Raw genomic sequence first — 14126 nt, 5'->3', positions numbered from 1 at the left:
GGTTTTTTGTTGCCCAGCCGCCAGTACCCGAACGAGTGACGACACCACGAGACCCACGAGGCAGAACTGATGACTAGCGCCACCTCGCGACCGGAAGCGAAAGCCGGCCCCGCCCCGGCCTCGCCCGCCCAGCTCGGGGCCCGCCCCAAGCCCACCCCGCCCGCCGGCACCCCGGTACGGGTCACGGGTGCGCAGTCGCTCGTCCGCTCGCTCGAGGCCGTGGGCGCGGAGGTCGTGTTCGGCATTCCCGGTGGCACCATCCTGCCCGCCTACGACCCGCTGCTGGACTCCACGAAGGTGCGGCACGTCCTCGTCCGGCACGAGCAGGGCGCGGGCCACGCGGCGACGGGCTACGCGCAGGCCACCGGCAAGGTCGGCGTCTGCATGGCCACCTCCGGCCCCGGCGCCACCAACCTGGTCACCCCGCTGGCCGACGCGAACATGGACTCCGTGCCGGTCGTCGCGATCACCGGGCAGCAGACCCGCCAGCTGATCGGCACCGACGCCTTCCAGGAAGCCGACATCTGCGGCATCACGATGCCGATCACCAAGCACAACTTCCTCGTCAAGGACCCGGCGGACATCCCGCGGACCATCGCCGAGGCGTTCCACCTGGCCTCCACCGGCCGCCCCGGCCCGGTGCTCGTCGACATCCCGAAGGACGTGCTGCAGGAGCAGACGTCGTTCTCGTGGCCGCCGGAGATGCGCCTGCCCGGCTACCGGCCGACGCTGCGCCCGCACGGCAAGCAGGTCCGCGAGGCCGCGCGGCTCATCGCGCAGGCCCGCCGCCCGGTGCTCTACGTCGGCGGCGGCGTGATCAAGGCCGCCGCCTCGGCCCAGCTCAAGCAGCTCGCCGAGCAGACCGGCATCCCCGTCGTCACCACGCTGATGGCGCGCGGCGCGTTCCCCGACTCGCACCCGCAGCACCTGGGCATGCCCGGTATGCACGGCTCGGTCGCGGCGGTCGCGGCGATGCAGCGCGCGGACCTGCTGGTGGCGCTGGGCGCCCGGTTCGACGACCGGGTCACCGGCAGGCTCGACTCGTTCGCGCCGGACGCCACCGTGGTGCACGCCGACATCGACCCGGCCGAGATCTCCAAGAACCGCAAGGCGGACGTGCCGATCGTCGGGGACTGCGCGGAGATCATCACGGAGCTGATCGACGCGGTGAAGGCCGAGACCGACCGCACCGGCGAGCCGGACCTGGCCCCGTGGTGGACGCAGATCGACGCGTGGCGCGACACGTTCCCGGCGGGCTACGAGTGGCCCGCCGACGGCACGCTCTCGCCGCAGTACGTGATCGAGCGCATCGGCGCGATCGTCGGCCCGGACGCGGTGTACGCGGCGGGCGTCGGCCAGCACCAGATGTGGGCCGCGCAGTTCGTCAAGTACGAGAACCCGCGCACGTGGATCAACTCCGGCGGCCTCGGCACGATGGGCTTCGCCGTCCCGGCCGCGATGGGCGCCAAGTTCGGCGTGCCGGACAAGCAGGTCTGGGCGATCGACGGCGACGGCTGCTTCCAGATGACCAACCAGGAACTGGCCACCTGCGCCATCGAGGGCGCGCCCATCAAGGTCGCCGTGATCAACAACGGCAACCTCGGCATGGTCCGCCAGTGGCAGAACCTGTTCTACGCCGAGCGGTACTCCAACACCGACCTCGGTACGCACAAGCACCGCATCCCCGACTTCACGCTGCTGGCCGAGGCGCTCGGCTGCGCCGGCCTCCGCTGCGAGACGAAGGAGGAGGTCGACCAGGTCATCCGCCGCGCGATGGAGATCAACGACCGCCCCGTCGTGATCGACTTCGTGGTCGGGAAGGATGCACAGGTGTGGCCGATGGTCGGCCCGGGCGCCGGCAACGACGAGGTCATGGCGGCGCGGGGCATCAGGCCGCTGTTCGACGACGACGAGGTGAGTGACGAGGTGACGCCGAAGTGAGCACTCATACGCTCAGCGTGCTGGTGGAGAATGTGCCCGGTGCGCTCGCCAGGGTGGCCGGGCTGTTCTCGCGCCGGGGCTTCAACATCGAGTCCCTCGCCGTCGGACCCACGGAGAACCCCGAGGTGTCCCGCATGACGATCGTGGTCGCTGTTGAGGAGCTACCGCTCGAACAGGTGACCAAGCAGCTCAACAAGCTCGTGAACGTCATCAAGATCGTCGAGCTCGAACCCGCCGCGTCCGTGCAGCGCGAACTGCTGCTGGTCAAGGTCAGGGCCGACGCCACCGTCCGCAGCCAGGTGCTGGAGACCGTGCAGCTGTTCCGCGCCAAGGTCGTCGACGTCTCACCCGAGGCGCTGACCATCGAGGCGACGGGCACCGGGGACAAACTGGGTGCCCTCCTGCGCATGCTCGAGCCCTACGGCGTCCGGGAGATCGTGCAGTCCGGCATGGTCGCCGTGGGACGGGGCGCCCGGTCGATCACGGCAACTTCGCCTCGCTGAACAACCGAAAGGAAAGTAGTTCCCCTCATGTCAGTCGAAATCTTCTACGACGACGACGCCGATCTGAGCATCATCCAGGGTCGCAAGGTCGCCGTGATCGGGTACGGCAGCCAGGGCCACGCGCACGCGCTGAGCCTGCGCGACTCCGGGGTCGATGTGCGCATCGGTCTGCCGGAGGGGTCGAAGTCGCGCGCCAAGGCCGAGGAGGAGGGCCTGCGGGTGCTCACCCCGGCGGAGGCCTCCAAGGAGGCCGACGTGATCATGATCCTCGCGCCGGACACCAAGCAGCGCTTCATCTACGCCGAGGACATCGAGCCGAACCTCAAGGACGGCGACGCGATCTTCTTCGGGCACGGGTTCAACATCCACTTCGACCTGATCAAGCCGCCGGCCAATGTGGACGTCGCCATGGTCGCGCCGAAGGGCCCCGGCCACCTGGTGCGCCGCCAGTTCGTCGACGGCAAGGGCGTGCCGTGCCTCATCGCGGTGGCGCAGGACCCGACGGGCGGCGCGCAGGCGCTGGCCCTGTCCTACGCGGCCGCGATCGGCGGTGCGCGCGCGGGTGTCATCAAGACCTCCTTCAAGGAGGAGACCGAGACCGACCTGTTCGGTGAGCAGGTCGTGCTCTGCGGTGGCACCACGGCGCTGGTGCAGAACGGCTTCGAGGTGCTGACCGAGGCGGGCTACGCCCCCGAGATGGCGTACTTCGAGGTGCTGCACGAGCTCAAGCTCATCGTCGACCTCATGTACGAGGGCGGCATCGCCCGCATGCGGTACTCGATCTCCGACACCGCCGAGTACGGCGACCTCACCCGCGGCCCGCGTGTCATCACGCCCGCGGTCAAGGAGGAGATGCGCAAGATCCTGGGCGAGATCCAGGACGGTACCTTCGCCCGTGAGTGGGTCGCCGAGGACGAGGCGGGCCGGCCGAACTTCCAGAAGCTGCAGGAAGCCGGCGAGAAGCACCCCCTCGAGGAGACGGGCAGCAAGCTGCGTGGCCTGATGTCCTGGGTGGACCGTCCCATCACCGAAACCGCCTGATCAGTCCCACCTCCGGTGCCACCTTCACGGCGTTCACCCCGTGAAGGTGGCACCGCCGCTCATCCGAGCTACCGTGTGCGCCATGAGTGATCAACGCACCTCTCCCGTCGACGACAAAGCCGGCGTGCGGCATGTGCTCGATCTGGAAACCGCGCAGTGGCAACGGGCCGAGCCCGCGGGCGAGACCATCCCGGACGCGATCGAGTACGCGTTCGTGCCCCACACCGACGGCCTGACCTACACCGCGCTGCGCTCGTCGTCCGAACCGGACGGCACGGTGCTGGTGTTCACACCGTCCGAATGGGACGCCTTCGTGGCGGGCGTCCGCGACGGGGAATTCGACCTGCCGGAGAACTGATCGTTTCCCGCATTCTGGGACGCATTTCGGCCGAGGGTCATGTTTTCGTCAGGTTGCGCGCCCGTTAACGGAACCCCGACCGCACGCGACTAGACTTCGAGCCATCCGCCGAGCTGCGTCTTTCTTTGGGAGTCGAATCGTGACCAACCCCAGCAAGCCCGTCGTCCTCATCGCCGAAAAGCTCGCGCCCTCCGTGCTGAGCGTGTTCGGCGACGAGGTTGAGGTCCAGCACGTGGACGGCACCGACCGTCCCGCACTCCTCGAAGCGGTGAAGGGCGCCGACGCGCTGCTCGTCCGGTCCGCGACCCAGGTCGACGCCGAGGTGCTGAACGCGACCAGCAGGCTCAAGGTCGTCGCCCGCGCCGGGGTCGGCCTCGACAACGTCGAGGTACCCGCCGCCACCGCCCGCGGTGTCCTGGTCGTCAACGCGCCCACGTCGAACATCGTCTCCGCCGCCGAGCACGCCGTCGCGCTGCTGCTCGCCGTCGCGCGCCGGGTCCCCGCCGCCGACCAGAGCCTGCGGGGCGGGGAGTGGAAGCGCAGCGCCTTCACCGGCGTGGAGCTGAACGGCAAGACCGTCGGCGTCGTCGGCCTCGGCAAGATCGGGCAGCTGGTCTCGCAGCGCCTCGCCGCCTTCGGCACCACGATCATCGCGTACGACCCGTACGTGTCGGCCGCGCGCGCCGCGCAGCTGGGCATCGAGCTGGTGAGCCTGGACGAGCTGCTGTCGCGGGCCGACGCGATCTCGATCCACCTGCCCAAGACGCCCGAGACCAAGGGCCTCATCGACGCCGAGGCGCTCAAGAAGACCAAGCAGGGCGTCATCATCGTCAACGCCGCACGCGGTGGCCTCGTCGTCGAGGAGGCCCTCGCCGACGCCATCCGCAGCGGGCACGTCGGCGGCGCGGGCATCGACGTGTTCGCCACCGAGCCCACCACCTCCAGCCCGCTGTTCGAGCTGCCCAACGTCGTGGTCACCCCGCACCTGGGCGCCTCCACCGCCGAGGCGCAGGACCGCGCGGGCACGGACGTCGCGCACTCGGTGCTGCTGGCCCTGCGTGGTGACTTCGTGCCGGACGCGGTGAACGTCTCCGGCGGCGGCGCGGTCGGCGAGGAGGTGCGGCCGTACCTGTCGCTCACCCAGAAGCTCGGCACGGTCGTGTCGGCGTTGAGCCAGAAGGCCCCGGCGTCGGTCACCGTCACCGTCAGCGGCGAGCTGTCGAACGAGGACGTGAGCGTGCTGCAGCTGGCCGCGCTGCGCGGGGTGTTCTCCGGCGTGGTCGAGGACCAGGTGACGTTCGTGAACGCGCCGCGGCTGGCCGAGGAGCTGGGGGTGCGCGTCGAGCTGACCAAGCAGACCGAGAGCCCGAACTGGCGCAGCCTGGTCACCGTGCGCGCGGTGCGCGAGGACGGCAGCACGGTGTCGGTGTCGGGTTCGGTCACCGGCAAGGGTGAGGTCGAGAAGCTGGTCGAGGTCAACGGCAGGCACTTCGACATCCGCGCCGAGGGCAACATGCTGCTGCTGGAGTACCCGGACCGCCCCGGCATCATGGGCCGCGTCGGCACGCTGCTCGGCGAGGCCTCGGTCAACATCGAGGCGGCGCAGATCAGCCAGACCACGGACGGCACGGACGCGGTGATGCTGCTGCGCGTCGACCGCGAGGTGGACAGCCACCTGCTGGAGCCGATCGCGGCGACGGTGGGTGCGCGCACGATTCGTGCCGTGACGTTCGCTTGACCCGATAGACCGACGAAAGTCGGATTCCTCCGTTTCGCCCTAGGAAGCCGCCGGGTTCCGGGATAGGTTCTCAGCCACCCTTTTGATCTGGAGTGGACTTCGATGAGAACTTGGGCCCGGCGGCTTCCGGCCGCCGTCTTCGCCGTCGCGCTGGCGGCCACGGTCGCGGGCACGGCGGACGCCGCGGAGGACACGCCCGCGGCCGGGGTGCCCGCCGTGAAGGTGGACACCTCCGGCCTGCGCGGCAAGCTGTCCGAGCGGCTCACCGCGGCGCGGGGCAGGACCACCGCCTTCATCGAGCTGGCGCAGCAGCCCGCTGTCGACGCGTTCAACGCGGCCCGCAGCGGTGGCACCGAGAAGGCGAAGCAGGCCGCCAACGCGGCCAGGGCCGGGGTCACCGGCGCGGCCGACTCGGTGCTCGGCCAGCTGCGCTCGCTCGACGCCGGCACGAAGAAGCTGTTCCAGACGTCGAACGCGGTTCCCGGCGTCGTCGTCACGGCGGACGCGGCGAAGCTGCGGGAGATCGCGCAGCGCCAGGACGTCGTGTCGGTCCGGACGGTGGTGCCGAAGACGCGTGAGAACGCCAGCGCCGTCCAGCTGACCAACACGCTCACGGCGTGGCAGCAGACCGGCCGCTACGGCGACGGCATCCGCGTCGGCGTGATCGACGACGGCATCGACTACACGCACGCCGACTTCGGCGGTCCCGGCACCAAGGAGGCGTACGCCTCGGTCGACCGGTCGAAGCCGACGCCGCTGTTCCCGACGGCGAAGGTCGTCGGCGGCACCGACCTGGTGGGCGACGAGTACGACTCGAACGGCACCAGTGGCTCCCCCGAACCGGCGCCGGACCCCAACCCGCTCGCGTGCGGCGAGCACGGCACGCACGTCTCGGGCACCATCGGCGGCTTCGGCGTCAACGCCGACGGCAGCACCTTCACCGGCGACTACTCGAAGCTCACGCCGGAGGCGCTGAACGCGATGAAGATCGGCCCGGGCACCGCGCCGAAGGCCCTGCTGTACGCCATCAAGGTGTTCGGCTGCGGCGGGTCCACCGACGTCACGTCGCAGGCGCTCGACTGGGCACTGGACCCGAACGGCGACGGCGACTTCGACGACCACCTCGACGTCGTCAACCTGTCGCTGGGCAGCGACTACGGCGCGCCGGACGACCCGGACTCGCTGTTCGTACGCAAGCTCGCGCACAACGGTGTCGTGCCGGTGATCTCCGCGGGCAACGGCGGTGACCTGTTCGACGTCGGTGGCGCGCCGGGCAACACCCCGGAGGCGCTGACCGTGGCGAGCAGCCGCGACGCGTCCGTGCTGCGCGACGCCGCCGAAGTGACCGCGCCCGCCACGGTCGCGGGCCGCAAGGGCGGGCAGTACAGCCAGGATTACGCGAACTACGACACGCTCGACGTGACCAACAGCGTCGTGAAGCTGTCCGACGCCGACGGCTGCGCGCCCTACAGCGCGGCCGACAAGGCCGCCGCCGCGGGCAGGTTCGTCTGGCTGGAGTGGGACGACAACGACTCCACCCGGGCCTGCGGCTCGGCGGCCCGCGCCAACAACGCGCAGGCGGCCGGGGCGACCGGCGTGCTGCTGTCGTCCTCGGTGGAGCACTTCGGGGCCGGGATCGCGGGCAACGCGACGGTGCCGATGTTCCAGTTCACCGCCTCGGCCACCGCGTCCGTGCGGCCCGCGCTCGACGCCGGCACGCTGACCGTCCGCCTCTTCGGCGCGGGCCGGACCAGCCTGCAGACCTCCGATCCGTCCATTGTGGACAGCCCGAGCTCGTTCACCTCGCGTGGCGTGCGCGGGCCCGCGGTGAAGCCGGACGTCTCGGCGCCGGGCGACACGATCACGTCGGCGTTTCGCGGCAGCGGCAACGACCGCACGGTCCTGTCGGGCACCTCGATGGCGGCGCCACACACCTCGGGCGTGACGGCGCTCGTCCGCCAGGCGCACCCGGACTGGTCGGTGGAGGAGGTCAAGGCCGCGATCATGGACACCGCGGTCCACGACATCACCGCCGGCGGCGAAACCTACGCTCCGCAACGAGTGGGGGCCGGGCGGATCGACGCGAAGGCGGCGCTGGACACGTCCGTGCTGGCCTACGTGGCGGACGACCCCGGCACGGTGAGCGTCGGCTTCGGCACCGTCGAGGCGGGCCGCCCGCTGTCGCTCACCAAGACGATCAAGGTCGTCAACAAGGGCACCCGCCTGGCGACCTACCGGGTGGACTACGAGGCGGTGAACGAGCTGCCGGGCGTGCGCTACCAGGTGTCCACGCCGGTGGTCGTCGTCCCGCCGCAGGGCCAGGCGTCGGTGCGGGTCACCCTGCGGATCACCGATCCCACGGCGCTGCGGAAGGTTCTCGACCCGACGATGGCGACCGAGCAGGCGGGCCTCGCGCGGCAGTTCCTCGCCGACGCCTCCGGCCGCGTGGCATTCACCTCCGTCACCCGGTCGTCGGTCCCGCTGCGCGTGCCGGTGTACGCCGCGCCGAAGCCGGTCTCGGCGATCACCGTGCCGAACTCGCTGAACCTGCGTGGCGACCAGGCCACGCTGCCGCTCGGCGGGCGCGGGCTCGACCAGGGCACGGGCAGCGAGCGGTACCGGTCGCTGATCAGCGTGTTGGAGCTGCAGGCCACCTCGCCGAAGCTGCCGCCGTGCCGCGGAAAGGTCACCGAGGGCTGCACGGTCAACGACACCGCGAAGGGCGGTGACCTGCAGTACGTCGGCGCCGCGTCGACCGCGCCGGCCGCGCGCCAGGCCGGCACCCCGCAGGACGCGCTGCTCGCGTTCGGCCTGTCCACGTGGGGCGACTGGGCGAACCTCGGCAGCAACACGATCCCGTTCGTGGACATCGACACCACCGGGGACGGCAAGCCGGACTTCGAGGCGTACGTGACCAAGGCGACGGGCACCGACGTGCTGCTGGTGAACACCGTCGACCTCAACACCGCCGGTGAGCCGTCGGTGGACGTGCAGGCGGTGAACGGGCAGCTCGGCGACGTGGACACGAACGTGTTCGACACGAACGTGGTGGTGCTGCCGGTCAGCATCGCGGCCCTGGGCCTCGACCCGGCAGCCGCGAGCCACCGCATCACCTACACCGCCGGGGTGGCGGGCTACTACCCGGCGCCCGGCAGCCCGAACGCGGTCATCGACTCGGTGGGCACCCCGCTGTCGTTCGACCCGCTCGCGCCCGAGTACTCCGTCCAGGGGACGGGCGGCCCCGCGGTGCTCTACGCGGCGCAGCCGGGCACCCGGCTGACGGTCACCCGGAACGCCGCCTCGGCCGCCGCCGATACGGGTGAGGGTCTACTGGCGCTGGTACACCACAACGGCGCTGGTGCACGCGCTCAGGTGATCAAGATCCGCTGATCAGGGCCGCCGGGAAGCCCTTTCCGGGGCCTCCCGGCGGCTTCAGTGCGACTACCCGTTCGGGTGTCTCGCGACGTGAGAAATTACGGCATAAGGGTGGTGCCGCTTCGGCTCGGTGACAACGGCCGGTAACCTGCCGTGGCTGGAGTTTTCGTGCGGAAGCGGCCCGGCTGGGCCTCACCGCACTGGTTGACGGAGGTGTCTGGATGCGGCTCGCGGTGATCCCAGGAGATGGGATCGGACCCGAAGTGATCACCGAGGCGCTCAAGGTACTCGCCGAAGTCGTTCCCGGCGTCGAAACCACCAGCTACGACCTCGGCGCGGCCCGCTGGCACTCCACGGGCGAGCTGCTGCCCGAGTCCGTGCTCGGCGAGCTGCGCGAGCAGGACGCCATCCTGCTGGGTGCGGTCGGCGACCCGAGCGTGCCCAGCGGCATCCTCGAACGCGGCCTGCTGCTGCGCCTGCGGTTCGAGCTCGACCACCACGTCAACCTGCGTCCCGCCCGGCTCTACCCCGGCGTGCGCGGCCCGCTGGCCGACACCTCGTCCGAGATCGACATGATCGTCGTGCGCGAAGGCACCGAAGGCCCGTACGCGGGCAACGGCGGCCTGCTGCGCAAGGACACCGACCACGAGATCGCCACCGAGGTCAGCGTCAACACCGCGTTCGGCATCCGGCGCGTGGTGGCCGACGCGTTCAAGCGCGCCGAGGATCGCCCGCGCAAGCACCTGACGCTGGTGCACAAGACGAACGTGCTCCTGCACGCGGGCTCGCTGTGGTCGCGGATCGTCGAAGAGGTCTCGCTGGAGCACCCCGACGTCACGGTGGCCTACTCCCACGTCGACGCCGCGATGATCCACCTCGTCACCGACCCGTCGCGGTTCGACGTGATCGTCACCGACAACCTGTTCGGCGACATCCTCACCGACCTCGCGGCCGCCGTCACCGGTGGCATCGGGCTCGCCGCCAGCGGCAACCTCGACATCACCCGCCGCAACCCGAGCATGTTCGAGCCGGTGCACGGCAGCGCCCCGGACATCGCGGGCCAGGGCCTCGCCGACCCGACCGCCGCCGTGCTGTCGGTCTCGCTGCTGCTGGACCACCTCGGCCAGCGCGAGGCGGCCCGCCGCATCGAGGCGTCGGTGGCGTTCGACCTCGCGACGCGCGACCAGAAGAACCCGGGCTCGACGCACGCGATCGGCGACCGGCTCGCCGCGCTGGTTTCGTCGAACACGCGTCCCGTGGCCTGAACCCGTTCCCGCGAATGCCCTTCCCGGTTTCCGCCGGGGAGGGCATTTGCCTTTTCGGAACCGTGTGGCATAGTGAAGTGGTGACTTTCTCCGCCGTGATCATTATCGGCAGGCGCGCCGGCTAGCGTCCACCTCGGACACCCGGCGCGCAGACCTCTCGCACCCGTTGCGGGAGGTTTTTTCTTTGCCCGAACGACCTTCCGCCCCACCACAAGGAGAGCACGATGAGAACGGCGCCGGCCGGAACACCGCTCGGGGACGACTTCCACCTGTACGACACGACTTTGCGGGACGGCGCGCAGCGTGAGGGAATTTCCTACTCCGTGCCGGACAAGCTCGCGGTGGCGCGGCTGCTCGACGAGCTGGGCGTCGGTTTCATCGAAGGCGGGTGGCCGGGCGCGCTGCCGAAGGACACCGAGTTCTTCGCGCGGGCGGCGAAGGGGGAGCTGGAGCTGAGGCACGCGGTGCTCGTGGCGTTCGGCTCGACGCGCAAGGCGGGCACCACCGCGGCGAAGGACCCGCAGGTCCGCGCGCTGCTCGACGCCGAAGCGCCCGTGGTCACGCTCGTCGCGAAGTCCGACCGCCGCCACATCGAGCGGGCGCTGCGCGTGGACGTGCCCGAGGCGTGCGCGATGGTGTCCGACACGGTGTCGTTCCTGGTGGGGGAGGGGCGGCGCGTGTTCCTCGACGCGGAGCACTTCTTCGACGGCTACGCCCACGATCCGGACACGGCGCTGCGCGTGCTCGACGCGGCCGCGAACGCCGGTGCGGACGTGGTGGTGCTGTGCGACACCAACGGCGGCCAGCTGCCGCTCGGGCTCGCCGAAACGGTGCGGGACGTCAAGGCGCGCACCGGTTTCCGGCTCGGCATCCACTGCCAGGACGACACGTCCTGCGCCGTGGCCAACAGCGTCGCGGCGGTGCAGGCCGGCGCGACGCACGTGCAGTGCACCGCGAACGGTTACGGGGAACGGGCGGGCAACGCCGACCTGTTCGCCGTGACGGGAAACCTCGTGGCCAAGCTCGGCATGGACGTCCTCCCGACCGGGGGAGCGGCCGAGCTGACCCGCGTCTCCCATGCCCTTGCCGAAATCGCGAACATCGCCCCCGACACCCACCAGGCCTACGTCGGGGCCTCGGCCTTCGCCCACAAGGCGGGGCTGCACGCGAGCGCGATCAAGGTGGATCCGTTGCTGTACAACCACATCGATCCTCCTTCCGTCGGCAACGACATGCGGGTCCTGGTCACCGAGATGGCCGGCAGGGCGAGCCTGGAGCTCAAGGGACGTGAGCTCGGGGTCGACCTCGCCGGCCTGCCCGACGCGCTCACCAGCGCGGTGGCGAAGGTCAAGCGGCTGGAGGCCGAGGGCTGGTCGTTCGAGGCGGCGGACGCTTCGCTGGAACTGTTGCTGCGCAAGGAAGCCGGTGAGGACTTCGCGTCGCCGCCGTTCACCCTGGAGTCCTACCGGGTGGTGCTCGACCACCGCTCCGACGGCGAGATCGTCTCCGAGGCGACGGTGAAGGTGCACGTCTCGGGCGAGCGCGTGATCGCTACCGCGGAGGGCAACGGGCCGGTGCACGCGCTGGACGCCGCGCTGCGCAAGGCACTGCTGCCGTACCTGTCCTGGTTGGACAGTGTCGAGCTGGCGGACTACAAGGTGCGCATCCTGCCCGGCCACCCCGGTACGGACGCCACCACGCGCGTGCTGCTGGAGTCCAGCGACGGCGACCACGAGTGGACGACGGTCGGCGTGCACCCGAACATCGTCGAGGCGAGCTGGCTCGCGATGTGCGACGCGCTGGTCCACAAGAGCAGGCGGGGGTGACGTAGACTTCCGCACCGTGCGGTTAGCTCGGATTGCTCATGCTGGTGGTGTCGCGTTCGCGTCGATCGAGGGGGAGGGCGACGGGGCCGAGGTGCTCGAAATCGCCGAGCACCCCTTCGGCACGCCCAACTACACCGGGAAGCGCTGGCCGCTGGCCGACGTCCGGTTGCTCGCGCCGATCCTGCCCAGCAAGGTCATCGCGGTGGGCCGCAACTACGCGGCGCACGCGGCCGAGTTCGGCAACGAGGTGCCCACCTCGCCGATGACGTTCCTCAAGCCGTCCACCAGCGTGATCGGCCCCAACGCGGCGATCCGGCTGCCGGCGGAGTCGGAGCGGGTGGACTTCGAGGGCGAACTGGCGGTCGTGATCGGCCAGCCGGTGAAGAACGTGCCCGCCTCCCGCGCGGCGAGCGTCATCCTGGGCTACACGATCGCCAACGACGTCAGCGCACGGGACCTGCAGAAGGCCGACGGCCAGTGGGGCCGGGCGAAGGGCTACGACACGTTCTGCCCGCTGGGGCCGTGGATCGAGACGTCGCTGGACCCGGCGGACCTGGCCATCCGGACGGAGCTGGACGGCCAGGTGAAGCAGGACTCGCGGACGTCGCTGCTGATCCACAAGATCCCCGAGCTGGTCGAGTTCGTGTCGGGCGTGATGACGCTGCTGCCGGGCGACGTGATCCTCACCGGCACCCCGGAGGGCGTCGGCCCGATGACCGACGGGCAGTCGGTGTCGATCACGATCGAGGGCATCGGCACCCTGACCAACACGGCGCAGAAGGTCTGAATCGCCGGTTCGCCCGGCCGTGGCGTCACTGACCCGCACGGTGCCAGGCCCCCCTCAGCGTTTCGCTGATGCCGGGGCGTGCTCCGGCAGCAGGCCGATCCCGATGAGGTACGCCGGTACCCGCCGGGCGCCCGGCACGAGGTTCAGCAGCCTGGTCACCGCCGGTGGCGGGCCGCTGCGCCTGCCTTCGATCACCGGCCGGATCACGCCGCGGTGCATGGCGCGCTGGAGGCCCTGCACGAGCACCGTCGGCAGCCACCGCCGCCGGTGCACGCGCGCCAGGTCCGCGCCACGCACCCGCCCCCGCCGCAGCGGCTCCGCCAGCAACCGTGCCGTCGCCACCGCGTCCTGCACCGCCAGGTTGATGCCGACCCCACCGATGGGTGACATCGCGTGCGCCGCGTCGCCGATGCACAGCACCCCGTCGGCGTGCCAGCGGCGCAGCAGGTTGAGCCGCACGTCCAGCTGCTTCACGTCGTCCAGCGACTCCAGCTTGCCCACCCGGTCGGCGAGCTGCGGCGCCACCTGCGCGATCCGCTCCCGGAACGCGTCCAGCCCCTCCGCCCGCAGCTGCGCGTCCAGCCCCTTGCGCGCCACGTACGCGATCTGGAAGTAGCCCTCCCGCGGGATCAGGATCGCGAACTGGCCGCGCCGCATCGCCGGCATCAGCGTCGCCCGCTCGCCGCCCTCCCGCGGCAGCCGGAACCACCACACGTCGATCGGCACCGGGAACTCGTGCGGCCGCAGCCCGGCCAGCTCGCGCACGCGCGACCACCGCCCGTCGCAGCCCACGGTCAGGTCCGCCTCGATCTCCCCGGTCCGCCCGTCCGCGGTCCGGTACCGCACGCCCGCGACGCGGCGGCCGTCCCGCAGCAGGTCCACCACCTCGGTGTCCATCCGCAGGTGGAAGTTCGGCTCGGCGCGGCCCGCCTCGGCGAGCAGGTCCAGCAGGTCCCACTGCGGCACCATCGCGATGTACGGGTGCGCCGTCCGCAGCCGCCGGAAGTCGGCCACCACCAGGTCGGGCCCGTCGTCCCCGGGGATCCGCACCTCGTCGACGTGGCTCTGCGGCAGCGCCGCGAACCGCTCGCCCAGTCCCAGCTCGTCCAGCAGCACCTGCGTGGAGGGGTGCACGGTGTCGCCACGGAAGTCCCGCAGGAAGTCGCCATGCTTCTCCAGCACCGTGACGTCCACCCCGGCCCTGGCCAGCAGGAGCCCCAGCACCATCCCCGCAGGTCCGCCGCCCGCCACGAGGCACGTCGTCCGCTCGGTCATCGCCGCCACCCCTTTTT

10 protein-coding genes are annotated in these 14126 nt (G+C 70.9%); 9 read left to right on the top strand and 1 reads right to left on the bottom strand.

The features are described 5' to 3' along the window. The first annotated feature begins 69 nt into the window (after positions 1–69). The 9 genes from FHX82_RS15560 (at position 70) to FHX82_RS15520 (ending at position 12834) form a co-directional block, all read left to right on the top strand. On the top strand, positions 70–1941 hold the full coding sequence (locus tag FHX82_RS15560) for an acetolactate synthase large subunit (RefSeq protein ID WP_183176645.1): 1872 nt from the start codon (positions 70–72) through the stop codon (positions 1939–1941). Next, positions 1938–2444, top strand: coding sequence for an acetolactate synthase small subunit (gene ilvN, locus FHX82_RS15555; RefSeq protein WP_145937224.1), 507 nt, complete (start codon positions 1938–1940; stop codon positions 2442–2444). Before FHX82_RS15560 ends, ilvN begins: the two co-directional genes overlap by 4 nt. Positions 2445–2471: 27 nt before the next feature. Further along, complete coding sequence (ilvC, locus tag FHX82_RS15550; RefSeq protein WP_145937223.1) at positions 2472–3485, top strand: ketol-acid reductoisomerase; 1014 nt, start codon at positions 2472–2474, stop codon at positions 3483–3485. An 82-nt stretch (positions 3486–3567) separates the two neighbouring features. Next, positions 3568–3843 carry a DUF397 domain-containing protein gene (locus tag FHX82_RS15545; RefSeq protein WP_145937222.1) on the top strand — a complete coding sequence of 92 codons (276 nt, stop codon included), beginning with the start codon at positions 3568–3570 and terminating at the stop codon, positions 3841–3843. Positions 3844–3982: 139 nt separating this feature from the next. Then, positions 3983–5581 carry a phosphoglycerate dehydrogenase gene (gene serA, locus FHX82_RS15540; protein WP_145937221.1) on the top strand — a complete coding sequence of 533 codons (1599 nt, stop codon included), beginning with the start codon at positions 3983–3985 and terminating at the stop codon, positions 5579–5581. A 102-nt stretch (positions 5582–5683) separates the two neighbouring features. Continuing rightward, positions 5684–8971, top strand: a complete 3288-nt coding sequence (locus FHX82_RS15535; RefSeq protein WP_145937220.1) for a S8 family peptidase — start codon at positions 5684–5686, stop codon at positions 8969–8971. Positions 8972–9177: 206 nt separating this feature from the next. Then, the gene (locus tag FHX82_RS15530; protein WP_145937219.1) at positions 9178–10221 is read left to right on the top strand and encodes a 3-isopropylmalate dehydrogenase; all 1044 of its coding nucleotides are present in this window, start codon (positions 9178–9180) and stop codon (positions 10219–10221) included. Between the two features lie 224 nt (positions 10222–10445). Further along, complete coding sequence (gene cimA, locus FHX82_RS15525) at positions 10446–12047, top strand: citramalate synthase (RefSeq protein ID WP_145937218.1); 1602 nt, start codon at positions 10446–10448, stop codon at positions 12045–12047. A 16-nt stretch (positions 12048–12063) separates the two neighbouring features. Beyond that, entirely contained in the window at positions 12064–12834 is a 771-nt protein-coding gene (locus FHX82_RS15520; RefSeq protein ID WP_145937217.1) for a fumarylacetoacetate hydrolase family protein, read from the top strand. A gap of 54 nt (positions 12835–12888) precedes the next feature. Here the strand turns inward: FHX82_RS15520 and FHX82_RS15515 are convergent, their stop codons facing one another. Continuing rightward, positions 12889–14109 (bottom strand): FAD-dependent oxidoreductase, encoded by a 1221-nt coding sequence (locus FHX82_RS15515; RefSeq protein WP_183176644.1) that lies wholly within the window; start codon positions 14107–14109, stop codon positions 12889–12891. Positions 14110–14126: the final 17 nt, after the last annotated feature.

Origin of the sequence: Amycolatopsis bartoniae, from assembly GCF_014191255.1 — a bacterium.
GTDB lineage: Bacteria > Actinomycetota > Actinomycetes > Mycobacteriales > Pseudonocardiaceae > Amycolatopsis_E > Amycolatopsis_E bartoniae.
The sequence above is the reverse complement of the archived record's forward strand: the minus strand, read 5'-3'. Positions and strand labels throughout refer to the sequence as shown.

Bases quoted from the DNA above. Each gene is read 5' to 3' on its own strand.
- FHX82_RS15560 (WP_183176645.1), top strand. From the start codon at position 70: ATGACTAGCGCCACCTCGCGACCGGAAGCGAAAGCCGGCCCCGCCCCG.
- FHX82_RS15530 (WP_145937219.1), top strand. From the start codon at position 9,178: ATGCGGCTCGCGGTGATCCCAGGAGATGGGATCGGACCCGAAGTGATC.
- cimA (WP_145937218.1), top strand. From the start codon at position 10,446: ATGAGAACGGCGCCGGCCGGAACACCGCTCGGGGACGACTTCCACCTG.
- FHX82_RS15535 (WP_145937220.1), top strand. From the start codon at position 5,684: ATGAGAACTTGGGCCCGGCGGCTTCCGGCCGCCGTCTTCGCCGTCGCG.
- ilvC (WP_145937223.1), top strand. From the start codon at position 2,472: ATGTCAGTCGAAATCTTCTACGACGACGACGCCGATCTGAGCATCATC.
- FHX82_RS15545 (WP_145937222.1), top strand. From the start codon at position 3,568: ATGAGTGATCAACGCACCTCTCCCGTCGACGACAAAGCCGGCGTGCGG.
- FHX82_RS15515 (WP_183176644.1), bottom strand. From the start codon at position 14,109: ATGACCGAGCGGACGACGTGCCTCGTGGCGGGCGGCGGACCTGCGGGG.